Origin of the sequence: Lysinibacillus sp. NPDC097868, assembly GCF_044761135.1 — a bacterium.
Taxonomy (GTDB): domain Bacteria; phylum Bacillota; class Bacilli; order Bacillales_A; family Planococcaceae; genus Lysinibacillus.
Genome location: NZ_JBIWBS010000005.1, coordinates 1 through 26,434 on the forward strand (window position 1 = coordinate 1; position 26,434 = coordinate 26,434).

The 26,434-nt window shown below is 36.6% G+C and carries 24 protein-coding genes; 15 read left to right on the plus strand and 9 right to left on the minus strand.

The features are described 5' to 3' along the window. Positions 1–339: 339 nt before the first annotated feature. From ACIQXJ_RS20440 to dnaA, 7 genes are all read right to left on the minus strand, one after another. Entirely contained in the window at positions 340–1,428 is a 1,089-nt protein-coding gene (locus ACIQXJ_RS20440; protein WP_403057077.1) for an HD-GYP domain-containing protein, read from the minus strand. 146 nt (positions 1,429–1,574) lie between these two features. After that, complete coding sequence (gyrA, locus tag ACIQXJ_RS20445; protein WP_403057080.1) at positions 1,575–4,049, minus strand: DNA gyrase subunit A; 2,475 nt, start codon at positions 4,047–4,049, stop codon at positions 1,575–1,577. Between the two features lie 25 nt (positions 4,050–4,074). Then, positions 4,075–6,009, minus strand: a complete 1,935-nt coding sequence (gyrB, locus tag ACIQXJ_RS20450) for a DNA topoisomerase (ATP-hydrolyzing) subunit B (RefSeq protein WP_403057083.1) — start codon at positions 6,007–6,009, stop codon at positions 4,075–4,077. 91 nt (positions 6,010–6,100) lie between these two features. Beyond that, a complete protein-coding gene (recF, locus tag ACIQXJ_RS20455) occupies positions 6,101–7,216 on the minus strand; it encodes a DNA replication/repair protein RecF (protein ID WP_403057086.1) in 1,116 nt (371 codons plus the stop codon). 3 nt (positions 7,217–7,219) lie between these two features. After that, complete coding sequence (gene yaaA, locus ACIQXJ_RS20460) at positions 7,220–7,444, minus strand: S4 domain-containing protein YaaA (RefSeq protein WP_403057089.1); 225 nt, start codon at positions 7,442–7,444, stop codon at positions 7,220–7,222. A gap of 172 nt (positions 7,445–7,616) precedes the next feature. After that, positions 7,617–8,753 carry a DNA polymerase III subunit beta gene (gene dnaN, locus ACIQXJ_RS20465; RefSeq protein ID WP_403057092.1) on the minus strand — a complete coding sequence of 379 codons (1,137 nt, stop codon included), beginning with the start codon at positions 8,751–8,753 and terminating at the stop codon, positions 7,617–7,619. Positions 8,754–8,921: 168 nt separating this feature from the next. Further along, on the minus strand, positions 8,922–10,271 hold the full coding sequence (dnaA, locus tag ACIQXJ_RS20470; RefSeq protein ID WP_401012240.1) for a chromosomal replication initiator protein DnaA: 1,350 nt from the start codon (positions 10,269–10,271) through the stop codon (positions 8,922–8,924). Between the two features lie 554 nt (positions 10,272–10,825). On the opposite strand from dnaA, the gene rpmH reads away from it, so the two are divergent. From rpmH to ACIQXJ_RS20525, 11 genes are all read left to right on the plus strand, one after another. Then, entirely contained in the window at positions 10,826–10,960 is a 135-nt protein-coding gene (gene rpmH, locus ACIQXJ_RS20475; protein WP_004233310.1) for a 50S ribosomal protein L34, read from the plus strand. 94 nt (positions 10,961–11,054) lie between these two features. After that, positions 11,055–11,399 (plus strand): ribonuclease P protein component, encoded by a 345-nt coding sequence (rnpA, locus tag ACIQXJ_RS20480; RefSeq protein WP_340821516.1) that lies wholly within the window; start codon positions 11,055–11,057, stop codon positions 11,397–11,399. 238 nt (positions 11,400–11,637) lie between these two features. Next, complete coding sequence (gene yidC, locus ACIQXJ_RS20485; RefSeq protein ID WP_173479130.1) at positions 11,638–12,408, plus strand: membrane protein insertase YidC; 771 nt, start codon at positions 11,638–11,640, stop codon at positions 12,406–12,408. Beyond that, positions 12,405–13,226, plus strand: a complete 822-nt coding sequence (gene jag, locus ACIQXJ_RS20490; protein ID WP_403057095.1) for an RNA-binding cell elongation regulator Jag/EloR — start codon at positions 12,405–12,407, stop codon at positions 13,224–13,226. The genes yidC and jag overlap by 4 nt, the downstream gene beginning before the upstream one ends. 301 nt (positions 13,227–13,527) lie before the next feature. Then, entirely contained in the window at positions 13,528–14,913 is a 1,386-nt protein-coding gene (gene mnmE / locus ACIQXJ_RS20495; protein ID WP_403057098.1) for a tRNA uridine-5-carboxymethylaminomethyl(34) synthesis GTPase MnmE, read from the plus strand. Positions 14,914–14,940: 27 nt separating this feature from the next. Continuing rightward, entirely contained in the window at positions 14,941–16,836 is a 1,896-nt protein-coding gene (mnmG, locus tag ACIQXJ_RS20500) for a tRNA uridine-5-carboxymethylaminomethyl(34) synthesis enzyme MnmG (RefSeq protein ID WP_403057101.1), read from the plus strand. Positions 16,837–16,988: 152 nt separating this feature from the next. Beyond that, entirely contained in the window at positions 16,989–17,705 is a 717-nt protein-coding gene (gene rsmG / locus ACIQXJ_RS20505) for a 16S rRNA (guanine(527)-N(7))-methyltransferase RsmG (protein WP_401012247.1), read from the plus strand. A gap of 180 nt (positions 17,706–17,885) precedes the next feature. Further along, positions 17,886–18,785, plus strand: coding sequence for a nucleoid occlusion protein (gene noc, locus ACIQXJ_RS20510; protein WP_403057104.1), 900 nt, complete (start codon positions 17,886–17,888; stop codon positions 18,783–18,785). A 233-nt stretch (positions 18,786–19,018) separates the two neighbouring features. Further along, positions 19,019–19,780, plus strand: coding sequence for a ParA family protein (locus ACIQXJ_RS20515; protein WP_173479136.1), 762 nt, complete (start codon positions 19,019–19,021; stop codon positions 19,778–19,780). After that, on the plus strand, positions 19,773–20,624 hold the full coding sequence (locus ACIQXJ_RS20520) for a ParB/RepB/Spo0J family partition protein (RefSeq protein WP_403057106.1): 852 nt from the start codon (positions 19,773–19,775) through the stop codon (positions 20,622–20,624). Before ACIQXJ_RS20515 ends, ACIQXJ_RS20520 begins: the two co-directional genes overlap by 8 nt. 75 nt (positions 20,625–20,699) lie before the next feature. Beyond that, entirely contained in the window at positions 20,700–21,416 is a 717-nt protein-coding gene (locus ACIQXJ_RS20525; RefSeq protein WP_403057109.1) for a DUF554 domain-containing protein, read from the plus strand. Here ACIQXJ_RS20525 and yyaC read toward each other — a convergent pair. Further along, positions 21,333–21,965, minus strand: a complete 633-nt coding sequence (gene yyaC, locus ACIQXJ_RS20530) for a spore protease YyaC (RefSeq protein ID WP_403057112.1) — start codon at positions 21,963–21,965, stop codon at positions 21,333–21,335. The two genes, ACIQXJ_RS20525 and yyaC, sit on opposite strands and share 84 nt — an antisense overlap. A 93-nt stretch (positions 21,966–22,058) precedes the next feature. Between yyaC and ACIQXJ_RS20535 the strand changes: the two genes are divergently transcribed. The 4 genes from ACIQXJ_RS20535 (at position 22,059) to ACIQXJ_RS20550 (ending at position 25,765) form a co-directional block, all read left to right on the plus strand. Then, on the plus strand, positions 22,059–22,940 hold the full coding sequence (locus tag ACIQXJ_RS20535; protein WP_401012257.1) for a mechanosensitive ion channel family protein: 882 nt from the start codon (positions 22,059–22,061) through the stop codon (positions 22,938–22,940). A 1-nt stretch (position 22,941) separates the two neighbouring features. Then, entirely contained in the window at positions 22,942–23,142 is a 201-nt protein-coding gene (locus tag ACIQXJ_RS20540) for a DUF951 domain-containing protein (RefSeq protein ID WP_340821535.1), read from the plus strand. Positions 23,143–23,396: 254 nt separating this feature from the next. Continuing rightward, positions 23,397–24,497 carry a redox-regulated ATPase YchF gene (gene ychF / locus ACIQXJ_RS20545; protein ID WP_401012258.1) on the plus strand — a complete coding sequence of 367 codons (1,101 nt, stop codon included), beginning with the start codon at positions 23,397–23,399 and terminating at the stop codon, positions 24,495–24,497. Positions 24,498–24,724: 227 nt separating this feature from the next. After that, on the plus strand, positions 24,725–25,765 hold the full coding sequence (locus ACIQXJ_RS20550) for an acyl-CoA dehydrogenase family protein (protein ID WP_403057115.1): 1,041 nt from the start codon (positions 24,725–24,727) through the stop codon (positions 25,763–25,765). Between the two features lie 17 nt (positions 25,766–25,782). Here the strand turns inward: ACIQXJ_RS20550 and ACIQXJ_RS20555 are convergent, their stop codons facing one another. Then, a complete protein-coding gene (locus tag ACIQXJ_RS20555; protein WP_403057118.1) occupies positions 25,783–26,355 on the minus strand; it encodes a DUF3267 domain-containing protein in 573 nt (190 codons plus the stop codon). Between the last annotated feature and the right edge of the window lie 79 nt (positions 26,356–26,434).

A 26,434-nucleotide genomic window follows, 5' to 3' on the forward strand; every position in this document is an offset into this window, starting at 1 on the left:
GCCAGGATCAAACTCTCCATAAAAGAAATTTGATTAGCTCAAATTGTTTTGCTGGCATCAATTTTGATGTCCAAAATTTTGTTTCGTTCACTAACGAAGTTAGCTAATAAAAACTATATTGATTACGTTTTGCTTGTTCAGTTTTCAAGGTTCATTTTGTTTCATTTTGCGTGTCACCTCTTGGCGACTCATTAATAATACCAAGTATCATAATCTATGTCAACACTTTCTCTAAAAAAATTAAAATAGTTTTTAATAACATTAATTCACTCATATATTACAACAAGTTAATAAGGCAATCAGAACCTTAATGACTGCCTTATTAATACTTTATTCATGCTATTCGTTTGTAATTATTCGTGAAATATAAAAAGTACGATTTTTACCTAAATCAAAAATCTCACCAGTAATACTTAATTTAATAATTGGTCGAGTTGGAGCATATTTGTTAACAAACATTACTTCCCCGCGCTCTAGATTTGAAAGCTCAATAATTGTACCAATAGGTAGGTCTGCCACTAAATCAATCAGTGCTCTTACTACTTTAATATCAAATTTTCCAAACTCTGACTCATTAATCATTTCTATAACTTTAAACGAAGATTGTTTAGATCGATAGATACGCTCACATGTCATAGCATGAAAAACATCCGCAACAGCAATAATTTGAGCAAAGATAGATATATTAGCGATTTTCTCACCTTTAGGATAGCCGCTTCCGTTTAAGCGCTCATGATGCTGAAAAATAGCTTCTTTTACTGTATCTTTTAAAATTGTTAAATCCTTTATCATGTTGTAGCTATATATAGGATGTTTATAAATCTCTGAAAATTCTTGTTCGGTTAAAGTCGTTTTTTTATCACGAATACGTGGATGAATTTTAGCCATTCCGCAATCTGCTAATAAACCGCCAATCGCGATTTGAATCGTTAACCCTTTATCATAACCTAATTTTTGAGCAATAACGGAAGAAATCAAAGCTGTACCTACACAATGATGATATAAATAATCTTTAGGATTAGAATACTCGTTTAAGTTAAAAATTATAGTACGATCTTCTAATACCATATCTAGTAAAGGCAAAATAATTGTACGAGCTTTTGTAATATCTACCTTTGCACCAGCCTCCCAATTTTTGAACTCCTTTTTAAATTGTTCCACAGAATTGTCGTAAACTCTTTTAAAGGTTGGGATAGCTTCCGGTTGTATAGCAAAATCTATTTCTTTTTCGGTTTCTACTAAAACATCTTTTATACTATCTTTATATACAGGTGCTCTTGAAATATTAAATGCACTGAAAACTTGTAAATGTTCATGGGATACTACTGTATCTTTAAAGATAATAGGATATTGTGTATTAGCAAAAATATCTTCAGAAATAACTTTTCCTAAACGTAATTCTGAAATTGGGACATGTACCGTTTCCACGAAATTAAACACCTCTTTACTATTTCACTTACTTAAATTAAGGTCTATTAATATATTATCACGAATTTCAAAATTATTACTTATTTTTCATGATATATAATAAAAACCGATGAGCAGCAACTAGAGCTGTCGTCATCGGCCTTTTTTTATTCTTCTATTTGTTCATTTTCATCTTCGTCAGACGCATCTTCGTCTTCTTTTTCCACTTTCGCTACAGTAGCAACCAGTTCGTCATCTCCTAAACGAATTAAACGAACTCCTTGAGTACTACGACCGATTAATGAAATATCATTTACATCCATACGTATAAGCATTCCGTTGATTGTAATAAGCATTAAATCTTCAGAACCATCGACAGTTTTAACAGCTACCATAGGACCGTTTTTGTCGGTAATTTGAATTGTTTTCAAACCAACGCCACCGCGACTCTGTAAACGATACTCCTCTTCGGTTGTACGTTTACCATAGCCTTTTGCGGTAACAACTAAAATTTCTTGTCCTGGTTCAACGATTTCCATTCCAACTACTTCATCGCCGTCACGTAGTTTAATACCACGGACACCGCCTGCAGTACGACCCATTGATCGAATATCATCTTCTTGGAAACGAACAAGCATCCCGTCCCGTGTACCTATAATAACTTGCTTTACTCCATCCGTTAAACGAACAGCAATTAAATCATCATCTTCTCGTAAACTAATAGCAATTAAGCCATTTGTACGGATATTAGCAAATTGCGATACTGGTGTACGCTTCGTAATACCTGTTTTCGTCGTAAAGATAAAATAAGCATCCTTATCAAATGAATCTACGCGAATCATTGCAGTAACTTTTTCACCTTTATCGATGTTGAGTAAGTTAACGATAGGTAAACCTTTAGCTGTACGGCCATACTCAGGAATTTCGTAACCTTTTGCACGGAATACTTTCCCCTTAGTTGTGAAGAATAAAATAGTATCATGCGTAGAAGTATTCATAAGGTGTTCTACGAAATCATCATCGTTTGTACCCATTCCTTGTACACCACGGCCACCACGCTTTTGACTGCGGTATGTATTTGCAGCTAAGCGCTTAATATAACCATTATGCGTTAAAGTAACAACCGAATTTTCTACAGGAATTAAATCCTCATCTTCAATCATTTCCATACCGCCAGATGTAATTTCTGTACGACGGGCATCATTGAAGCGCTCTTTAAGTTCTAATATTTCAGTACGAATAATCTCAACAATTTTAGCTTCGTCAGCTAAGATTGCTTTTAATTCTGCAATTAGCACTTGTAACTCTTGATATTCTGCTTCAATTTTTTCTCGTTCTAATCCACTCAAACGGACTAAGCGCATATCTAAAATTGCTTGCGCCTGACGTTCAGATAAATTAAATCGTTCCATTAATTGTGGTTTTGCTTCTTCACCGCTACGAGAACCACGAATAATCGCAATAATTTCGTCGATATGGTCAAGTGCAATACGTAAGCCCTCTAAAATGTGCGCACGATCTTCCGCTTTCTTTAAGTCAAATTCAGTACGGCGACGAATAATGACTTTTTGATGCTCTAAATAATGATAAAGCATCTCTTTTATGCCCATTACTTTTGGTTGACCATTTACTAACGACAGCATATTAACACCAAAGCTTGATTGCATCGCTGTTTGTTTATATAGATTATTTAAGACTACATTAGCATTTGCATCTTTTCGTACTTCAATAACTACTCGCATACCACGGCGGTCAGATTCATCACGTAAATTTGTAATGCCATCGATTTTTTTATCGCGTACTAGCTCAGCGATTTTTTCGATTAGTTTTGCTTTATTTACTTGGTAAGGTAATTCATGAATTAGAATTGTTTCCTTACCATTAGATTTTTGTTCAATTTCTACTTTAGCTCGAATAATAATTGAGCCACGGCCGCTTTCATAAGCACGGCGAATACCACTACGCCCTAAAATTATTCCCCCAGTTGGGAAATCCGGGCCTGGAATGATTTCCATCAATTCTTCCGTTGTAATTGCAGGATTTTCAGATAGTGCTAACACTCCATCAATCGTTTCCCCAAGATTATGTGGGGGAATGTTTGTTGCCATACCAACGGCAATCCCCGCCGCACCATTAACTAATAAGTTTGGATAGCGACTTGGTAAAACAATTGGTTCTTTTTCAGAGCCGTCATAGTTATCTGTGTAGTCAATTGTGTTTTTATTTATGTCACGAAGCATTTCCATTGCAATACGAGACATACGTGATTCTGTATAACGCATCGCCGCAGCTCCGTCGCCATCGACAGAACCAAAGTTCCCGTGACCATCAACTAGCATGTAACGATAACTAAAATCTTGCGCCATACGTACCATTGCATCATAAATAGAGGAGTCACCATGTGGATGGTACTTACCCATTACATCCCCAACGATACGTGCTGATTTTTTATACGCTTTATCTGCTGTATTACCTAGCTCTTGCATGCCGTACAGAATACGACGATGAACTGGTTTTAATCCATCGCGCACATCTGGTAATGCACGCGAAACGATTACACTCATTGCATAATCGAGGAAGGATGTTTCTATTTCTTCTGTTATATTAACTCCTTTTACTCCGGAGCGTTCTTGTTCTGACAAAGTGTAGACCTCCCCTCAAGAAAAATTAAATATCTAAATTAGCGTATACTGCATTTTCTTCAATGAATTGACGACGAGGTTCTACTTCATCGCCCATTAAGCGTTCGAAAGCTTCGTTTGCTTTAATTGCATCATCTAATTCTACTTGTAATAATGTGCGATGCTCTGGATCCATCGTTGTATCCCATAGCTGCTCTGCGTTCATTTCCCCAAGACCTTTATAACGTTGAACGACAGGCTTTGGCATACTTGATAATCTTCCTAAAATCTCTTGTAGCGCAATATCATCATAGCAATATTCAACATGCTTACCTTGCTTCACTTGATATAGTGGTGGCTGTGCAATATAAATATAGCCAGCATCTACTAGCGGTCTTAGGAAACGGAAGAAGAATGTTAAAAGTAACGTACGGATATGCGCTCCATCTACGTCGGCATCCGTCATAATAATGATTTTATGATAACGGGCTTTTTCTAAATTAAATTCCTCACCAATACCAGTACCGAATGCTGTAATCATTGCTCGAATTTCTGCATTCGATAAAATTTTATCTAATCGTGCTTTTTCAACGTTCAAAATTTTACCACGCAAAGGTAAAATCGCTTGGAAGTGACGATCACGTCCAGATTTTGCTGAACCACCGGCAGAGTCACCCTCTACAATGTAAATTTCACATTCTGCAGGATTTGTAGAAGAACAGTCCGCAAGTTTACCAGGCAAACTTGATACTTCAAGCGCTGATTTACGGCGTGTAAATTCACGAGCCTTTTTCGCTGCTACACGTGCGCGAGCAGCCATTAAGCCTTTATCAATAATTTTACGTGCTACAGTTGGATTTTCTAACATAAAACGTTCAAATCCATCTGAGAATAATGCATTCGTAATTTGGCTTACTTCTGAGTTACCGAGCTTTGTTTTCGTTTGTCCTTCAAATTGCGGATCAGGATGCTTAATAGATACAATAGCCGTTAACCCTTCTCGAACGTCTTCACCTGTAAGGTTGGCATCTGCTTCTTTTAATAAACCATTTTTACGCGCGTAATCATTGATAACACGAGTCAGTGCTGTTTTAAAGCCAGACTCATGTGTACCACCCTCGTACGTATTGATGTTATTAGCGAATGAGAATATATTCGAAGAAAAGCCTGCATTATATTGCATTGCAATTTCAATTGAAATACCATCCTTTTCACCAAGAACATCGATTGGTTCATGGATAGGCTCTTTAGATTTATTCAAGTGCTCTACATAAGAACGAATACCACCCTCATAATGATATGTAGTAGAACGTATCTCATCTTCACGCTCATCTGCAATTGTAATTCGAATACCGCGATTCAAATACGCTAGTTCGCGAATACGGTGTGCTAAAATATCGAATTCATAAACGGTTGTTTCTTTGAAAATTTCTGGGTCTGCTTTGAAACGAGTAGTTGTTCCGTTATGATCTGTTTCACCAATAACAGTTAATGCCTGTTTAGTTTGGCCACGTTCGAATTTTATTTCATGGATATGTCCCTCACGGTGAACTTGAACGATTGTCTCGATTGATAAAGCATTTACAACCGACGCCCCTACACCATGAAGACCACCAGATACTTTGTAACCCCCACCGCCGAATTTACCTCCGGCATGGAGCACTGTCATAATTACTTCGACAGCTGGTTTACCCATTTTTTCTTGAATACTTACAGGAATTCCTCGCCCATTATCTTCTACACGAATCCAGTTATCTTTTTCAATCGTAACTGAGATATCCGTACAAAATCCTGCAAGTGCTTCATCAATACTATTATCAACTATTTCCCACACCAAATGGTGAAGTCCTTTAGAGCTTGTTGAACCGATATACATCCCTGGTCTTTTACGAACTGCTTCTAAACCTTCTAATACCTGTATCTGATCGGCTTCATACGCTTGATCTTGTAAACCTTCGTTTTCTATAGCCACGGCTTCCATCTACTCCTTCATAACATCTTTGTGTGTAAATGAATGAACAGTCAACCGAGCTGACTATTACCATTCTTTTATAATCTAAAAAACTCCCTGGCTAACTTTCTTCAATCGCACCTTGTTTCACGTGGAACAGCTGTGCATGTTCCATCGTCTCATGATGAATTCCATCAACACTTGTAGTCGTTACAAAGGTTTGGACTTCACCCTGAATGGTATTTAATAAATGCGATTGGCGATAATCGTCGAGTTCCGACAATACATCGTCTAAAAGTAGAATGGGTGTTTCATTTGTTTCTTGTTTAATTAACTCAATTTCGGCAAGCTTTAATGATAAAGCAGTTGTACGTTGCTGCCCTTGGGAGCCATATGTTTGCACATCATAGTCGTTCACCAAAAATTGCAAATCATCTCGATGTGGACCAACCATAGTGACGCCACGATCAAATTCACGGTCCTTAACCTCTATTAGCTTTTTAAGCAAGAGATCTTCAATTTCACCAGTCGTAAGTCCTTTATCAATACCTGCTACGGTGCGGTATTTAATAACTAAAGTTTCCTTGCCTTGTGAAATTCCTGCATGAATTGGTTCTGCCCACTCCTGTAACAAATCCATAAATTGAAATCTTTTTCGAATAATTTGGGTAGCTGCGTGAATATACTGCTCATTATAAACATCATACATCACGTCGTTCGTCATTACCTTGCCCTGATTCATCTTCAAATAATGATTACGTTGTTTTAAAATCTTTTGAAAGGTTAATAAATCATGTAAGTAGACTGGCGAAATTTGACCAATCTCCATATCGATAAAACGTCGTCGTATTTGCGGGCTTCCCTTTACAACGTTCAAATCTTCTGGCGCAAACATCACTACATTCATTTGACCAATGTAATGGCTCAAGCGACTTTGTTCAATATGATTAATCTTACCTTTTTTGCCCTTTTTCGTAATGGTAAGCTCTATCGGTAAAATACCATGCCTTTTTTGAACGGCCCCTTCTATTTTACCATAGTCTGAATCCCAACGTATCAATTCTTTATCGTTCGTCGTACGATGCGATTTAGCCATCGCTAATACGTAGATAGATTCCATGACATTTGTTTTCCCTTGGGCATTTTCACCAATAAATACATTTATTTTTGGAGAGAAATTTAACGTCAATGCGTCATAATTACGGTAATTTGTAAGTTTTAACTGCTCTATATGCATAATTTATTGTCCAAGAGGCCCAACAATTCGGAACCGGCCAGATCGAGGGATATTTACAACATCTCCGTTACGTAATTTGCGACCACGGCGATCGTCTACCTCGCCATTTACGTAAACATCATTTTCGTGTAAAAACCATTTTGCCATTCCACCTGAGCTAATAGCATCGGTCATTTTTAAAAGTTGCCCTAATGTGACAAACTCTACGTCGATTTCAATGTCTTTCATAGCTGTGTTACCCTCCAAATACAGAATGTCTATCTCTCTATCATACCTAAAAATGCAGCATAAGTAAAAAAAGATAGCCGCAACTAGCGACTATCCCAAAGTTTATCCAAATAAAGTAAACGTAAAACAAATATCTTTTCTCAGCATTGCTCAACTAATAAAAATTAGATGATCAATATGTTCGTACTGGTAAAATTAATTGTAGAATTGCATCATCGTGCACAGAACGTAAAATAAACGGTCTCATAGCGCCTGTAAATTGAATCACTACATCTTGGCCATCGATTGCTTTCAATGCTTCCATCATGTATTTCGCGCTAAAGGAAATTTTTAAGTTTTCCCCTTCTAATGCTTCAACAAGTATTTCTTCTTGTACTTTACCAATCTCCGGAGAATTCGATGAAACTTCAACCGCTTGACTGTCTAAAATTTCAAATCGCACGACATTATTACGATCACCTCGCGCCACAAGTGATGCACGATCGATTGCTTGTAACAATGCTTTACCGTTAATCGTTACATTTGTTTGATATTCTTCTGGAATTAAACGTGATGTATCTGGATAGTTTCCTTCAAGCAAGCGAGAGAAGAATAATACATCTCCTGTTTTAAATAATACTTGCTGACTTGTAATAACAATTTGGACAAGGTTTGTAGAGTCTTCTAACACTTTGTTTAACTCATTTAAACTTTTACCAGGAATTACGACGCTATGTTCAACTTCTGGTAAATCTTCTAGTTGTACTTTACGTCTTGCTAAACGATGGCTATCTGTTGCAACACAGATTAATGTTTCATTTTTTATCTGCCAGTTTACACCTGTCAACACCGGTCTGCTTTCTGAAGTAGCTACAGCAAATACTGTTTCACGGATAATTGATTTTAATAGGTCTGCAGGTATAGTAAATTTTTGATCTTCGGTTAATTCGGGTAATAAAGGATATTCAGCTGCATCTGAGCCAATTAAATGGAATTCAGATTTACCTGAGCGAATATGCGTTTGGAAACCTGTTGTAACTTGAATTTCTACCTCATTTGTTGGTAATTTACGTACGATTTCATTGAACATACGTGCTTGTACAACAATTGAACCTGTTTCTGTAATGTGTATAATTTGTTGTCCATCTTCTTCTACTGGAATAAATGTTTGAATTGTAATATCAGCATCACTACCAGTTAAACGAATTCCTTCGTTCGTCACATCAATTTTAATCCCCGTTAATATTGGAATAGTTGTTTTTGAACTTACTGCTTTCATGACATCATTTAAACCTTCTAGTAAACGGTCACGTAAAATATCAAATTTCATTTCTTTTCCCTCACATATTTATATTATTTATTTATTTAAATATAAAAGATATAGTAATAGGCCCTGTGGATTTGTGGATAAGTGCTTCTATGTGAATAAAATCAGTCTATCCACATGTAGATAGACTGTGTATAAGTTTGTGTTTAAATATTTGAGTTGTCCACAAGATTATTTCCCTAGCATGCTACGAATTTGTTTAATATCTTGTTGCAACTGAGTGTCATTTTTCAACATCGAAGATATTTTTTCATGAGCATGAATAACTGTAGTATGATCACGACCACCAAATTCTTCGCCAATTTTCGGCAATGAGAAATCTGTTAATTCGCGCGATAAAAACATCGCAATTTGTCGAGGAAAGGCGATTAGTTTTGTTCGTTTTTTAGCTGTAAAGTCTTCTAAACGAATATTAAAGTGCTCTCCTACAGCATTTTGAATGTCTAAAATAGTTACAGTTCTTGGCTTCGTATTAGGAATAATATCTTTTAACGCTTCAGCAGCTAATGTAGCATTAATATCTTTGTTAACTAGCGATGAGTATGCTACGACACGAATAAGCGCACCTTCAAGCTCCCGGATATTGGAGTCAATCTGGTTCGCGATATAGAGCATTACCTCGTTTGGTACATCCAAACCATCCGCTTTAGCTTTTTTTCGTAGAATGGCAATACGTGTTTCTAAATCTGGTGGTGCTATATCTGTAATAAGCCCCCATTCAAATCGAGAACGTAAGCGATCCTCTAAAGTAGGGATTTCCTTTGGTGGACGGTCACTAGAAATGACAATTTGTTTTGATTCCTCATGTAATGTGTTAAAAGTATGGAAAAATTCTTCTTGAGTTGATTCTTTTCCAGCAAGGAATTGAATATCATCAATTAGCAGAACATCTACATTACGATATTTATTGCGAAAATCGAGTGCTTTATTATCACGAATAGAGTTAATAAATTCATTCGTAAATTTTTCTGATGATAAGTACACGACTTTTGCATTTGGATTATGTTCTAACACATAATGGCCAATAGCGTGCATTAAATGCGTTTTGCCAAGCCCTACTCCCCCATAGATAAAGAAAGGGTTATAAGCCTTTGCAGGGGCCTCAGCGACAGCTAATGATGCAGCATGAGCAAAGCGGTTTCCAGAGCCAATAACGAACGTATCAAATGTATATTTCGGATTTAACATTCCTGGTGAAATATCATGATGGTCGTTATTTTTAGCTTGGATAATCGGCGCTGGTAAGTCAAAATCGTCCGAATCCTGGTTTTTTTGAACAACAAATTTAATAAGCAAGTCTTCGCCTGTTAGCTCCGTTAATATACCTGTAATCAAATGAATATAATGATTTTCAAGCCAGTCTCGAGCAAACGAATTTGGCGCGGCAATTGTCACTGTCGAACCACTTCCATTGTAAGAAAGTAATTTTGTAGACTTTAGCCACGTTTCAAAGCTTGGTTTAGAAATTTTTTGTTCAACTTGAGCCAGGACATTATTCCATAATTCTTCTAAATGTTCCAAGCTGCTATTCTCCTTTACAGTTCAATACATATACAGCAATAAAAAAATATAGTGCATTTATGTGATAAGTAAATACGTTCATTTTACGACTAATCCACAAAATCACAAGCTGTGGATAATACTTAACCAAAGGCTGTGATAAAAATTATCCACAGCATATCAACAGTTGTGGATAAAAGAATAGTTCGTTTTAGTTTTCAACAAAGTGAAGCACAGTAATCGTATCAGAAAAACAAAGCTATTTCAATAGTTTATGAAACTTATCCACACAACCTTGATTTACTCACTATTGAGTTGTCCACAAGGACTGCTTATGTGAAAAAGCTGTAGATAACCGTTGTGGATAAAAAATAAGGCAAAAAATACTATACACAGGTCTGTGTAAAAAAAACAAGTATTCTGTGGATAATTTAAAAGAGAGAAATTAAAAACATAGATTAGACGGATTAAAAGAATTTTATAAAATTCATTGACAAAGTAGCTATTTACTTTATATAATATGCAGGTCTGTATGTTGAAAAATTCAACTTTCATTCAGGAGGTGTCTATATACAATGAAACGTACTTACCAACCAAAGAAACGTAAGCACAGCAAAGTTCACGGTTTCCGCGCACGTATGAGCACGAAAAACGGTCGCAAAGTTCTTGCTGCTCGTCGTCGTAAAGGAAGAAAAGTTTTATCAGCATAAAATAAGTCCACTGAGCCACATCAGTGGTCTTTTTTTTCTTTATTTTTTGAAGCCGATAAGGATCAAAAGTATAATTTAGTAGCAGGTGAAAGTAATGAAAAAACGCCAACGAGTGAAAAAGAATGAGGATTTTCAAAAGGTGTTTAAAAAGGGTAAATCTTTCGCGAATCGACAGTTTGTCGTTTATTTTTTCCCAAAAGAGGGACAAACAGAATTTCGTGTAGGTTTATCAGTTAGTAAAAAACTTGGTAATGCGGTAACACGCAACCAAATTAAACGTTATATTCGACAAAGTATTCATGAATTAAAAGATGAACTAAAGCCGAATATGGACTATGTTATTATCGCCAGACATCCGGCGGCCACTATGGATTTTCATGAAGTGAAACAAAGTTTGCAGCATGTACTACGAATTGCTAGAGTATTGAAGAAATCGTAATACATACGGCAACCAAAGTGGCGATAAAGTACACTTATAAAAGATTCCACGATAACTTATGTTAATTTAGTAAACACATTACTGCATGAGCCTATAATTATTGGCATATTTAGTAGAGTGAAAGCTAATTTGCATGATAAAATAACTGATAACTTTATTCAGTCGTAATTATAAAATTGAATAAAGACAACGCATATAGATTTAAGAAAAGTGAATAGTAATTGTAGGGGGAAGACGGTTGAAGAAACAACTTTGGGTGATTTTGTCGCTAGTATCAGTAGCATTACTACTATCTGGATGTACAGAATTTAATGAACCAATATCCAAAGAAAGCCAAGGCTTCTGGAATGAATTCATTGTTTGGCCGTTAGTATCAGCAATTAAATATTTTGCTGATTTACTTGGTACGTATGCATGGGGGATTATTGCGGTAACAATTATTATTCGTTTAGCAATTCTTCCATTGATGATTAAACAAACGAAGAGCTCTAAAAAAATGCAAGAAATTCAGCCAAAATTGAAGGAATTGCAGAAGAAGTATGCTTCTAAGGATGCACAAACACAGAAACAGTATCAGCAAGAAATGATGAAGCTGATGAGTGAGTCCGGTGTAAACCCAGTTGCTGGATGTTTACCAGTAGTCATTCAAATGCCAATTTTGATTGGTTTCTATCATGCGATTAGTCGAATGAATGCTACACCTGCTTTTGATTTAGGAAATTTCTTTATCTTCCCATTAGCAGAATCTGCACCTGCTTTGGCAATAATTGCTGGTATCATGCAATTTTTCGTTTTACGTACGGGCCCAGCAATGGATAACCCTCAAATGAAAATAATGATGTATATTATGCCATTCATGATTATCGGTTTCGGTATGGCGTTACCAGCTGCATTATCACTATATTGGGTAATCGGGAATATTATCTCGATTCTTCAAAACCTGTATATTTATAAACCTTGGCAAAAAAATAAAACACAACCTGCTCAAAATGGAGGGGCTAAAAAGTGAAACAACTTACGCAAATAGGCGCAACAACACAAGAAGCGATCTCATTGGCGTTACAGAAACTTGGCAAAACCCGTGAACAAGTAGATGTTGAAGTTTTACAAGAAGGTAAAAAAGGATTTTTAGGTTTTGGAGCACGTTCTGCAGAAGTGCGTGTGACTGTAAAGGAAGTACAAGTTCGTCCAACTACAGAAATGGAAAGAGTAGCTGAGCAAGGCGATACAGCTACTGAGCAATTGAACGAACAAAAGGTAGTGGATGACGTTGAAAAATCAAGTTCACAAGTTTCAGAACAACCAATGGATATTGAAGCTATTCAACAAGTAGTTAAAGAAGAGAAAAAAGAGGAAGAAGATCACTCTATAAATCCAATAGAAGAAGCAAAGGCTTACCTAGTGAGTATAGCTAAGCAATTGGACATTCAAGATCTTGAAATTGAAACAAAGCGCGAAGGTAAATATGTGATGTTTCAATTGAATAGTGAGAAGGCAGCGCTGCTTATAGGGAAACGCGGTCAAACGTTAAATTCCTTACAGCAATTAACACAACTTGTATTAAATAAAACGGCTAAACAGTTCCTGATGGTTAAATTAGACGTTGAAAACTACCGAGAACGTCGTCAAGTAGCCTTAGAGCAACTGGCGGATCGTATGGCTGATAAGGCACTTCGTTTAAATCAACGTGTGGCATTTGAGCCGATGCAATCATACGAAAGAAAAATTATTCATAATCAATTAGCGAATCGCCTTGATATTGAAACATTTTCAGAAGGAACAGAACCGAATCGCTATTTAGTTATTGAACCAGTAAAGAAAGCATAGGCTCTCTTTACGAAAAGGCATACAGACATATGCTATAAAAAAAACGGTCATTTTATCTATGATAAAGTGGCCGTTTTTTAATGTCTTATAAGCCAATTAATGTGTGTACCCATAAAACAAGTCGTAATATGTCGGATATTGCAAGTTTCAAAACTGGATGAAGGATTAAAAATTCTAGCTTATCCACAATTGGAAATTATCCTTACTTTAGATTTTATCGAAAATATGTTAGTCTAAGATGTTAGAAAGTGTTGATCGGTTTTAATTATCCACATGTGGATAACGTTGAGGAGGTAATGAAATGGAGTTCGATACAATTGCTGCGATATCCACACCTATGGGTGAAGGTGCTATTGCTATAGTTCGCTTAAGTGGAGATGAAGCAGTAGCCATTGCAGATAAAATATTTAAATCGCCTGGTGGGAAAAGTTTAACGAAGCAGGCTTCACATACAATTCATTATGGGCATTTAGTGGATCCTAAAACAAATGAGGTAGTAGAAGAAGTCATGCTATCGTTAATGCGAGGACCGAAAACGTTCACGCGTGAGGATGTAATCGAGATTAATTGTCACGGAGGACTTGTGTCAGTTAATCGAGTATTAAAATTAGTATTAACGAATGGTGCAAGACTTGCAGAGCCAGGTGAATTTACAAAACGTGCATTTTTAAATGGACGTATTGATTTATCGCAGGCCGAAGCGGTGATGGATTTAATTCGAGCGAAGACAGATCGTGCGATGAATGTAGCGCTTGGTCAAATGGATGGGAAATTATCTCGCCTCATCGGTGATTTACGCCAAGCATTGCTAGAGACATTAGCGCAAGTAGAGGTTAATATAGATTATCCAGAGTATGATGATGTAGAAGAAATGACAGTGCCCGTATTGCTTGAAAAATGTACATGGGTGCGTAATGAAATTATTAAACTTTTACAAACGTCATCTCAGGGAAAAATTTTACGTGAAGGCTTATCGACTGTTATTTTAGGACGACCGAACGTAGGGAAATCTTCACTTTTAAATAGTTTAGTGCAAGAAAATAAAGCGATTGTGACAGATATAGCAGGTACAACTCGTGATATTATAGAAGAGTACGTAAATGTACGTGGCGTACCTCTTCGTTTAGTCGATACGGCCGGCATTCGTGAAACAGAAGATATTGTAGAGCGAATTGGTGTTGAACGTTCTCGTGAGGCGTTACAAAGCGCAGATTTAATTTTATTCGTATTAAACTATGCAGATGAATTAACGATTGAGGATGAACGTCTTTTCGAAACAATTGAGGCGATGGATTATATCGTCATTGTCAATAAAACAGATTTACCGCAAAAAATCGATTTAGATCGTGTAAAAGAATTAGCAGGTAGTCATCGTATTGTGACAACGTCTCTTTTACAAGAAGAAGGAATAACAGAATTAGAGGAAGCAATTGCTGCATTATTCTTCGAGGGTCAAATTGAAGCGGGCGATTTAACATATGTATCAAATGCACGTCATATTGCATTACTCCACCAAGCGCAAGCGACCGTAGAGGACGCATTAGCTGGAGCACAGGCTGGAGTACCGGTTGATATGGTGCAAATAGATGTAACAAGAACTTGGGAAATACTTGGTGAAATTATTGGGGATACAGTGCAAGAAAGCCTAATAAATCAGCTGTTTTCACAGTTCTGTTTAGGAAAATAATTCTACTAGAGAAGGGAAGATACGAGCATGCCAACACAATATGAGGCAGGCACGTTTGATGTGATTGTTATTGGAGCGGGTCATGCAGGCGCAGAAGCTGCGTATGCTGCTGCTAAAATGGGCGCTAACACGCTTATGTTAACAATCAACTTAGATATGATTGCATTTATGCCATGTAACCCATCCATTGGTGGCCCTGCAAAAGGGATTGTCGTACGTGAAATTGACGCACTAGGTGGGGTCATGGGGAAAGTTATTGATAAAACGCATATTCAAATGCGTATGTTGAATACAGGGAAAGGTCCAGCTGTTCGTGCATTACGTGCACAGGCGGACAAAGTACTATACCAACAAGAAATGAAACGTGTATTAGAAGAAAATGAAAACTTAACTATACATCAAGCGATGGTAGAAGAGCTGATTATTGAAGAAGACGAAGTAAAAGGTGTTATTACACAAATTGGTGCTATTTATCGTGCCAACGCAGTAATAGTTACAACAGGTACATTCCTACGTGGTGAAATTATTATAGGGGACATGAAATATTCAAGTGGCCCAAATAACCAACAGCCATCAATTCGCTTAGCGGATAATTTAAAAGAATTAGGTTTTGACCTTGTACGCTTTAAAACAGGTACACCGCCTCGTGTAAATAGCCGTACAATTGATTATTCAAAAACAGAAATACAACCAGGTGATGATGCCCCACGTGCATTTAGTTTTGAAACAACTGAATTCATCATGGATCAACTTCCTTGTTGGTTAACATATACAAGCCCTCAAACACATGAAATTATTGAGGCGAATTTACATCTTTCACCGATGTACTCAGGTATGATTAAAGGAACTGGCCCGCGTTATTGTCCTTCAATCGAAGATAAAGTCGTGCGTTTTAATGATAAGCCACGCCACCAAATATTCTTAGAGCCAGAAGGACGCAATACTCGAGAAGTTTATGTGCAAGGTTTATCGACAAGCTTACCTGAGCATGTACAACAGCGTTTGCTAAAATCAATTCCAGGTTTAGAACAAGCTGAAATGATGCGTGCAGGCTATGCTATTGAATATGATGCCATTGTGCCAACGCAATTATGGCCAACGTTAGAAACAAAACGCATTAAAGGTTTATATACAGCAGGACAAATTAACGGAACATCCGGCTATGAAGAAGCCGCTGCTCAAGGCTTAATGGCAGGGATGAATGCCGCTGCCAACGCCCTTGGTAAAGAAGAACTGATTTTAAGCCGTTCAGAAGCTTATATTGGTGTCTTAATCGATGATTTAGTAACGAAAGGTACGAATGAGCCTTATCGTCTCCTAACATCTCGTGCTGAATATCGTTTACTACTGCGTCATGATAATGCAGATTTACGTTTAGTAGAACATGGTTATAAAATGGGTATGTTATCAGAGCAACGTTACGAAAAGTTCATGGAGAAAAAATCGTTAATTGAAAATGAAATTGCACGCCTTCGTGAAGTCATTATTAAACCGAATGAAGTAACGCAATCTACCATTCGCTCTGTAGGTGGTAGTGAACTGAAAGATGGAATCCGTGGCGCAGATTTATTAAAACGTACGGAAATGCACTATGATTTAGTCTCTTCATTAATACCAGCTGATATTGAATTTACGGATGAAATAAAAGAGCAAATCGAAATTCAGCTAAAATATGAAGGATATATTGAAAAGGCATTGCAACAAGTTGAAAAGCTTCATAAAATGGAAAATAAAAAAATTCCAGAAAACATTGATTATGACGCCATTTCAGGTCTTGCAACAGAAGCACGACAAAAATTAAAACAAGTAACGCCACTTTCTATTGCACAGGCGTCTCGAATTTCTGGTGTAAACCCTGCAGACATTTCGATTTTACTTGTTTACATCGAACAAGGAAAAATCGCACGTGTAAGTGGCGAATAATAGAGGAACAGCAAAGTGAATAAGAGGCGGGCATACCATTGTGCCCGCTTCCTATTTTTAGGCTATATTATGCCTCGAGGTTGATTGCTTCCTAATAGACATGACAAACAGCAATTAGACTATACTGAGCCATTTTTAAAAGGAGACCTTACATGAACGAACAACAATTTATTGAGGCATTGAAGGACAAGGGCATCGAGCTTTCTGAAAAGCAAGTTGCACAGTTTAAAAAGTATTTTGAACTGCTTGTCGAGTGGAATGAAAAGATGAACCTAACTGCTATCACAGATTTTGAAGGGGTCTATTTAAAACATTTCTATGATTCAATTAGTGCCTCGTTTTATTTTGATTTTACAAAGGTAACAACAGTTTGTGATGTAGGAGCAGGAGCTGGTTTTCCAAGTATTCCAATTAAAATCTGCTTTCCACATTTACAAGTAACAATTGTAGACTCTTTAAATAAACGAATTACATTTTTAAATCATTTAAGTGATGAATTACAGTTAGACCATATGCATTTTGTTCATGCACGCGCAGAGGAATTTGGTCAAAATGTAAAATATCGTGAGCAATTTGATGTTGTGACAGCCCGTGCAGTAGCTCGCTTGTCTGTACTATCAGAATTATGTGTGCCATTGGCAAAACAGGGTGGTTATTTTGTAGCATTAAAGGCTTCTGCAGGTCCTGAAGAATTAAAAGATGCAAAAAAAGCATTGATTACGTTAGGTGTTTCACTAAAAGAAGAATATTCTTTCTCTTTACCTGTTGAAGAAAGTGAACGTACTTTATATGTTTTTGATAAAATAAAAGGAACACCAAAAAAATACCCGCGTAAACCTGGTGTACCAAATAAAACACCTATTCAATAATTAGTGTTTCATGTGAAACTTCTCGAACTGGAAAAATATTTTCTCTAGTTTGAGCATACATACTAGTTATGGATGGTTCACGCAAATGACATCTATGAACTATATACATTTTAGGAAATATAATAAATAATAATAGAATGAGACAGAGCAAGATAGTTACTTAAAGGTGGTGCCACTTGGATGAAAAGTCCTTTTTCACGTTTTTTTGGAGGCGGAAATAAAGCAGAGCCTATTGTGGAAAATGAAGTAGAACAAGCAGAGGCGGTTCGTACAACAGAAGAGGTTATTAAGCTTCCAATCGATCAAATTGTACCAAACCGTTTTCAGCCACGTACTATTTTTGATGACGAAAAAATTGAAGAATTATCAAGAACCATTCATACTCATGGTGTGATTCAACCAATTGTTGTACGTAGCACAGCAAACAATCAATATGAAATCATTGCCGGTGAGCGTCGTTACCGAGCAATGAAAAAGCTACAATGGACGGAAGTTCCTGCGATTGTACGAAATTTAACGGATAAGGAAACAGCATCAATTGCATTAATCGAAAACCTTCAGCGTGAAGAGTTAACGGCAATTGAAGAAGCGGTTGCCTACCAAAAATTATTAGAGCTTCATGAACTAACACAAGAAGCACTGGCTCAACGTCTAGGAAAAGGACAATCCACGGTAGCCAATAAATTACGTCTATTAAAGCTTCCTGAAGAAGTACAGCAAGCTATTTTAAAGCGTCAAATTTCTGAAAGACATGCACGTGCACTAATTGCAATTAAAGACCAACCTTTGCAATTAGAAATTTTGCAAGCAGCAATTGAAAATGATTGGAATGTGCGTCAACTAGAAGAGCATATTCATACATTGCTACATCCTGAAGTGGTGGATCAAGAAGAAGATGTTCCTAAAAAGCTGAAGCCGAAAAGGAAAGCGATAAGTAAAGATGTTCGTATCGCATTGAATACGATTAAGCAATCGCTATCAATGGTGACGAAAAGTGGTATAACGGTTAAAACAGAGGAAGAAGATACGGAAGAATATTATCAAATTACAGTGAAAATACCTAAAAAGAAGAAATCTTAATGAATATTTAATTATACTAAAAAAGTAATTTGTACTGTAATATATCTTCTGTACAGAGGAGGATCTTAGAATTATTTCTAAGATACCTCCTTTTTTGTATATATTCTTAATATTTTATACAACTCTATTCGTTTTTTTTGATAGAATGATAATTAAGATAGCGGTATTGAACAATGATTTTACAAATGGATTTGTCAAAGCAAACTTTGATAGATGAAAGCAGGTGCTTTTAAATGGGTAGAATTATAGCAATCGCCAATCAAAAGGGTGGCGTAGGTAAAACAACGACATCGGTCAATTTGAGCGCTTGTCTGGCATACTTGGGGAAAAAAGTGCTATTAATCGATACAGATCCACAGGGCAATACAACAAGTGGACTTGGCATTAATAAAGGTGAAATACAAAGTTGTATTTATGATGTCCTAATCGATGATGAAAATGTTGAAAATGTCGTGCAACAAACAAATGTAGAAAATCTATCAATCGTTCCTGCAACCATTTCACTAGCGGGAGCAGAGATTGAATTGGTTTCAACTATTTCTCGGGAAGTACGTTTAAAGCACGCGCTTCAAGATGTGAAAGAAGACTATGACTATATTATTATTGATTGTCCACCGTCACTAGGGCTTTTAACGATTAATGCATTAACTGCGTCGGACGCGTTGATTATTCCTGTGCAATGCGAATATTATGCCTTAGAGGGTTTAAGCCAATTATTGTCCACTGTACGTTTAGTGCAGAAGCATTTGAATCAGCAGCTATATATTGATGGTGTATTATTAACAATGCTTGATGCAAGAACCAATTTAGGGTTGCAAGTAATTGATGAAGTAAAAAAATATTTTCAAGATAAAGTATATAAAACAATAATTCCTCGTAATGTAAGATTAAGTGAGGCTCCGAGTCATGGACAGCCTATTATCATTTATGATGCAAAATCAAGAGGAGCTGAAGTTTATTTAGAGATGGCGAGGGAAGTGATTAAAAATGGCTAAAGGTTTAGGAAAAGGTATTGGTGCTCTATTTCCAGGGGAATCGTTAGAACAAAGCGGACAAGTAGAAGAAATACAACTACAGCTAATAGTCGCAAATCCATTTCAGCCTCGTAAAATATTTGATGAAGAAGCGTTGAAAGAATTAGCAGATTCAATTCAAGAGCATGGTATTTTACAGCCGATTGCTGTACGAAAAAAGGCGCGGAAATTCGAAATTGTAGCGGGCGAACGTCGTTTTAGAGCAGCACAAATAGCTGGGCTAGACATAATACCAGCCATTGTTAAAGAGCTAACAGACTCACAAATGATGGAACTTGCAATATTAGAAAACCTTCAGCGTGAAGATTTAACAGTTATTGAAGAGGCAGAAGCATATCAAAGTTTAATGGAAAACTTACACTTAACACAAGAGGAGCTATCCAAGCGATTAGGGAAGAGTAGGCCACATATTGCCAATCACGTTCGATTATTAGCTTTGCCAGAGGATGTTCGTGCATTAATGAATGACGGTACATTATCAATGGGGCAAGGACGTGCGTTACTTGGATTGAAAAATAAACGAAGAATTCCAGAAATTGCACTCAAGATTATAAAACAAGGTTTAAACGTACGCCAAGTTGAAATTTTAGTGCAAAATTTAAATGAAGAAGTTTCACGTGAAACATTGCAGCCGAAGAAGAAGGATATTTTTGTTGTAGCGAAGGAATCTCAGTTAAGAGATTATTTTGGTACAAATGTCCAAATTAAAAAGGCGAATAATAAAGGTAAAATTGAAATCGAATTTTACTCAGAAGATGACTTAGAACGTATTTTGGAAATATTAAACATTCAAGAAGACGATTAAGGGACCATTAAATGTAAATTAGAGCGCCGACATACTAGGCGCTCTCTATTTTTTAGAGAGAAAGAAGGCCTTTGTGTGGTAATTTTAGGAGCATTAATTAATGCACTACTAATAGTAGTAGGCGCATTGGTGGGGCGCATTTTCAAAAATATTCCTGAATCGATGAAGGCTTCTGTATTATCGATTATTGGCTTATCAGTCGCACTATTAGGAATAAAAATGGGCTTTGAGAGTAATAATTTTATTATTTTAGTGGTAAGTTTAGTAGTAGGAACTGTGATAGGAGAATGGTTAGATTTAGATAAGCAAATGAATCGACTTGGTCAGTGGGTAGAATCGCTTTTTAGTAAAAGACGTAATAGCGACAATCAAATTAATATTGCAGAAGGCTTTGTAACTGCTTCATTAATATTTGTTGTTGGATCAATGGCGATAATAGGTGCACTCGATAGTGGTCTTCGTCATGACCATAACGTCCTAATAACAAAAGGCATTATTGATGGATTTACATCGATTATTTTAGCGTCTACTTTAGGTATTGGCGTACTATTATCAGCCGTTCCAGTATTTGTTTATCAAGGTATTATTGCAATTTTTGCAGGTGTTATCAGTGCTTATATTCCAGATGATGCACTACAGATGTTCATTACAGAAATGACGTCTGTAGGGGGTGTTATGATTTTAGCCATAGGTTTAAATATAGCTGGCTTAACAAAGATCAAGGCTGCCAACTTGTTGCCGGGTATCGTCGTTGTCGGTATTATGGTTGCTATCATCTATCCTTTTCAGTGAGTAACGATGTGCAGCAAGCAGTAAAGCGCGTGAAAGCTTTTCAGCCATTGCGTAAGATATATGCAACCTAGTATTTTGTAAAACAAGCATTTCCATAAAGCCTCCAATATTGACGATTCCTTTAACGGAAATGTCACCGATTGGGGGCAATTCTTTTTTTACAGCTTTCCCAGGCAATATTGGTCCATCCTGCACGGCAATATGACCAACATTTTGTTCACTACCGAGACATGCATCAATCGCAATGATAAATGGTTTCGTAGTATGATGGTGTAGCTGTTGTATTGTAGTATCTAGGTTGAGGGCATGCAATGGATCTTCCAAAGTTCCTACAACTTCATAGGAAAAACTAACAGATTTTTTTAAAAAACTACCTGTTAACGGTCCAAGTGTATCGCCAGTACAACGATCACTTCCGATACAGCAAAAAACAAGACGTTCATGATGGAAAGGGATATACTCTAAAAATAATGTACTCAATTGCCACACGGCATTTTTACTTTCATGATGAAGAGAATAGGGTAGTACTAAATTAGGTATAGTATTCATAAAAAAACTCACTTTCATTTTTATTTGGTGGAAGTGCTCAATTTTTATGCAGTATACGCAAATTTTTAACAAGTTATTCAAGAGGTGGTAATAATGGATTTTAACGCTAGATGGATAAAGAAAAAATGGGATATAGTCACGTCCGAGACATTTTGGGATCAGGTAATTGATGCAACATTTGAGATTACGATAATCCTTATTGCATCGTGGTTAACAGTGCGATTAGGTAAAAAATTTATCAAAAAAGTATTCTTAATACGTATGCGCTCACCATTAAATCACTCAGAGCGTCGGCAACGAACAATTGCAAGATTACTACAAAGTGTTATTTCCTATGTTGTCTATTTTTCAGCCATTATAGCTATCCTATCTTCGCTAAACATTAAAGTCGCTGGTTTGCTTGCAGGGGCTGGAATTGTCGGTTTAGCTATCGGTTTTGGTGCACAAAGTTTAGTGAAGGATGTCATTACAGGGTTCTTTATTATTTTTGAAGACCAATTTGGTGTAGGGGATTATATTAAAATAAACGCAGCAGAAGGAACTGTTGTAGAAATTGGATTACGTACAACAAAAATTAAAGGTTCTACTGGTGAGCAATTTATTATTCCAAACGGTTCAATTGGAGAAGTTATTAATTACTCTATAAATAACTCGAAAATTTTTATAGATTTACAAATGACTACAGATGCAGACTTTGAAAAAGCGGAAGCGCTTATTAAACAGTATTTAGATTCGCTTCCAAAAATTCATAAAGAGCTTGTAGCAGCACCTATCTTTTTAGGTGTGCAAAATGTAAAAGGTACCGAAGTAACCATTCGTATTGCTGCAGAGACATTACCACAGCAACAATATGGTGTGGCACGAACAATTCGTCGTGATGTAACAAAACTGTTTGAGGAACATAATATTCCTATGGCGTATCCTAATATGATGTTATATGGTGGAAATGGGAAAGAAGATGGGAGTAGTGAATAATATGGAAGCGAAAAAGTTTGAACTAAATGATATTGTCGAAATGAAAAAACAGCATCCTTGTGGCACAAATGAGTGGAAAATTATTCGGATGGGTGCGGATGTGCGCATTAAATGTGAAGGGTGTCAGCACAGTGTGATGATTCCACGTCGAGAATTTGAGAAAAAAATGAAAAAGGTCCTTAAGCATGCAAGCGAAGCCTAGCTTTTTGCGTATTAGACTTTTTATGGGCGAATCAATATAATAGATAGGGTTATACAGAAATCTCTAACTTGCTTCAGAAGTCCTCAAAGGGATGAATAAATCGGCTTAGTCGAAGTAATGAACGAATATTGGCCTGAACAGCACTGTTTAGATGGCTTACGCAGACTGGCTGTTTGAAGTAAGAATTTTAGCACCTAATAATACGGGATAAAAACAACAAAATTGAACTGATCATAGAAAGGTTGTGTCCATTTATGGCATTAACAGCTGGAATCGTTGGTTTACCTAACGTTGGAAAATCAACACTATTTAACGCAATTACAAAAGCGGGCGCTTTGGCTGCAAACTATCCATTCGCAACAATCGATCCAAACGTAGGTATCGTGGAAGTACCAGATGCACGTTTAGATAAACTAACAGAATTAGTAGTACCGAAAAAGACAGTCCCAACAGCATTTGAATTTACGGATATTGCTGGTATCGTAAAAGGCGCTTCTAAAGGAGAAGGGCTAGGAAACAAATTCCTTGCACATATCCGTGAAGTTGATGCAATTTGCCAAGTAGTACGTTGTTTTGTAGACGAAAATATTACACACGTATCTGGCGCAGTAGATCCAATTGATGATATTGAAGTCATTAATTTAGAACTTGCACTTGCTGATTTAGAATCAGTTGATAAACGTTTACAACGTGTGAGCAAAATGGCGAAGCAAAAAGATAAAGAAGCGATGGTTGAAGAACCAATTCTTCTTAAAATCAAAGCTGAATTAGAAAACGGCAGACCTGCTCGTGCAGCAGAGCTTTCAGAAGACGAGTTAAAAGTCATTAAAGGTCTTCACCTATTAACTATTAAACCAATGCTATACGTTGCAAATGTTTCAGAGGACGAAGTGGCAGATGCAGATAATAATGAATATGTTCAAAAGGTACGTGAATATGCAGCGGCTGAAGGTGCTCAAGTAATTACAATTTGTGCAAAAATCGAAGAAGAAATTTCAGAGCTTGACGATGAAGAAAAAGCAATGTTCCTAGAGGAATTAGGCATTAAAGAATCAGGCCTAGATCAACTAATCCGTACTTCTTATGATTTATTAGGTCTTGCTACTTACTTCACTGCTGGAGTACAAGAAGTACGTGCATGGACATTCCGTAAAGGCATGAAAGCACCACAATGTGCTGGTATCATTCATACTGACTTTGAGCGCGGATTTATTCGTGCAGAAACAGTTGCTTACAATGATTTAGTAGAGGCAGGCTCACAAGCTGCTGCTAAAGAAGCGGGTAAAGTACGTCTTGAAGGTAAAGAATATATTGTACAAGACGGCGATATCATGTTATTCCGCTTTAACGTCTAAATAAAATACAAACCGTTGTGCTATCCATAGGTGAGATGTTAGTTGCATCGTTATCGAGTGCTCTCTGTCGTGTAATGTGCCGTTGTCTTTCCTGTGGTATTCTATGCGATTTTTACTAATAGTTATACAAACAAAATAGGCTTCTCCTAGCGTAGTATTTTGACGTTTGGAAAAGCCTATTTTTGGTTATATAATATCAGAATTTTCAATTTCCATAGGGGGATATTATGAACATATTAGAAATAAAAGAACGTGCTTTAGAAATCGAACAGTTAGGAAAGTTGCCACAAGATATATTAGAGGTTATTTATGAGAAACAATTGTTTAAATTGTTTATAGCAAAGGAATTAGGTGGCAAAGATTTAGACTTACTAGAAGGGATAAAAGTGTTTCAGCGTATGTCTGCTATTGATGGGAACTTTGGATGGCTTGTGACGATTGGAACAGGTGGTAATCTATTTATTCCTACGTTAAATCAAGGAATAGGAGAAAAGATTTTTTCACCAAGTGATGCTGTAATAGCAGGGAGTGGCTATCCTAACGGCACGGCCGTAAAAAAGGATGGTGGCTATACTGTAACAGGGCAATGGAAGTTTTGTAGTGGTGCTGACTATGCGACAACCTTTACAATGAATTGCTTTATTAAAGAAGATGGTATTATGACAGATAAAATCATTAGTTGTGCGGTAAGTCGTGAGCAAGTGGAAATCATAAATGACTGGCAAGCGATGGGTTTAAAAGCTACAGCAAGCCATACCATTCGTGTCCAAGATGTATGGATACCGTACGATAAAACATTCCAATTAGGCATTAGTAAAAATAGATATAATAATGTAGTTCATAGTTTTCCGTTCGCTACTTTTGCAGAGGCTTCTTTTTTAAGTGTCTGTCTCGGAATTACAGAGAATTTTTTAGATGAAGCTTTTTCCCTAATGGAGCAAAAAAATAAGAAATCCTCTTATAGTGAACGTATAGGCGCACTGCAATTTTTATTTATGCAGCAAAAAAAGCGCTTTTTACAAGTTGAAGAACAATTTTACGCTATGCTAACAGACTATTGGCAAAAACATAAACTTGGGGCTGAATTGACAGAGCAAGAATTACAACAATTTACGCAAATGAGCAAGGAAAGTGCAGCTGTATGTGTGGATATTGCAAATAATATCATTCGTAGTCTTGGAATGGACGCTATTATTGAAACAGCCACTATTAATCGAATTTGGAGAAATTTATGTACAGCTGCACAACATGGATTTTTAACACCATAATCATAGAAAAGAAGCGATTACTTTTGAGATAGTTCCTTTTTTTGTGGAGAATAAACATAAAGCTTTGGTAACTGAGGATCGTCCTGTACAAGGGCGTTTTTTGGATATTTGCGTAATTCCTTATACATGGCGAAATCTCCTACTGCTCCCGCTATTAAAAAGGCACCAGCAAGTAATAAAACAGTACTGTTAAAATAAAAGCCAGCAATTGTTGGTACAATTCCAGTTGTCCAAAATGGTAATAGCAACGCTTTTTTCATTGCGTGATTAGGGAGTAGCTGGTTAGTCGTTGCATAGGCAATACCAAGCTCTAAATTAACACCGTACTTTAACGATTTGTAGGGCACACCGCCGAAAATCATAAAGCCTATTAAATGAAAAGCTTCATGCAAGATAATAAGCACAATATAAAGTATGACAAAAAGGACAACTCCGCTTAGCATGCTCCATAACGAAAATTGAAAATCTTTTAAACAAATATATTGTATGGCAATAAATAATAGAGAGAGACCACTAGTAATAACGATACTATCCATCATTAGCTTTTTAATATCTAATTCAATTACATTAGGTTCTTGATCTGGTAGCATAGAAATAGTTCTCCTTTATAAAATTAATTATGGTCTTTATTATATCGAATGAATTATTTGATTGCGACTTGAAAGACAG

Excerpts from the sequence above, each read along its gene's own strand:
- ychF (WP_401012258.1), top strand. The coding sequence starts at position 23,397 with ATGGCATTAACAGCTGGAATCGTTGGTTTACCTAACGTTGGAAAATCA.
- recF (WP_403057086.1), bottom strand. The coding sequence starts at position 7,216 with ATGCATATAGAGCAGTTAAAACTTACAAATTACCGTAATTATGACGCA.
- mnmG (WP_403057101.1), top strand. The coding sequence starts at position 14,941 with ATGCCAACACAATATGAGGCAGGCACGTTTGATGTGATTGTTATTGGA.
- noc (WP_403057104.1), top strand. The coding sequence starts at position 17,886 with ATGAAAAGTCCTTTTTCACGTTTTTTTGGAGGCGGAAATAAAGCAGAG.
- mnmE (WP_403057098.1), top strand. The coding sequence starts at position 13,528 with ATGGAGTTCGATACAATTGCTGCGATATCCACACCTATGGGTGAAGGT.
- yaaA (WP_403057089.1), bottom strand. The coding sequence starts at position 7,444 with ATGAAAGACATTGAAATCGACGTAGAGTTTGTCACATTAGGGCAACTT.
- dnaN (WP_403057092.1), bottom strand. The coding sequence starts at position 8,753 with ATGAAATTTGATATTTTACGTGACCGTTTACTAGAAGGTTTAAATGAT.
- ACIQXJ_RS20555 (WP_403057118.1), bottom strand. The coding sequence starts at position 26,355 with ATGCTACCAGATCAAGAACCTAATGTAATTGAATTAGATATTAAAAAG.
- rsmG (WP_401012247.1), top strand. The coding sequence starts at position 16,989 with ATGAACGAACAACAATTTATTGAGGCATTGAAGGACAAGGGCATCGAG.
- rpmH (WP_004233310.1), top strand. The coding sequence starts at position 10,826 with ATGAAACGTACTTACCAACCAAAGAAACGTAAGCACAGCAAAGTTCAC.
- ACIQXJ_RS20550 (WP_403057115.1), top strand. The coding sequence starts at position 24,725 with ATGAACATATTAGAAATAAAAGAACGTGCTTTAGAAATCGAACAGTTA.
- ACIQXJ_RS20520 (WP_403057106.1), top strand. The coding sequence starts at position 19,773 with ATGGCTAAAGGTTTAGGAAAAGGTATTGGTGCTCTATTTCCAGGGGAA.
- ACIQXJ_RS20515 (WP_173479136.1), top strand. The coding sequence starts at position 19,019 with ATGGGTAGAATTATAGCAATCGCCAATCAAAAGGGTGGCGTAGGTAAA.
- ACIQXJ_RS20540 (WP_340821535.1), top strand. The coding sequence starts at position 22,942 with ATGGAAGCGAAAAAGTTTGAACTAAATGATATTGTCGAAATGAAAAAA.
- gyrB (WP_403057083.1), bottom strand. The coding sequence starts at position 6,009 with ATGGAAGCCGTGGCTATAGAAAACGAAGGTTTACAAGATCAAGCGTAT.
- yyaC (WP_403057112.1), bottom strand. The coding sequence starts at position 21,965 with ATGAATACTATACCTAATTTAGTACTACCCTATTCTCTTCATCATGAA.
- rnpA (WP_340821516.1), top strand. The coding sequence starts at position 11,055 with ATGAAAAAACGCCAACGAGTGAAAAAGAATGAGGATTTTCAAAAGGTG.
- ACIQXJ_RS20535 (WP_401012257.1), top strand. The coding sequence starts at position 22,059 with ATGGATTTTAACGCTAGATGGATAAAGAAAAAATGGGATATAGTCACG.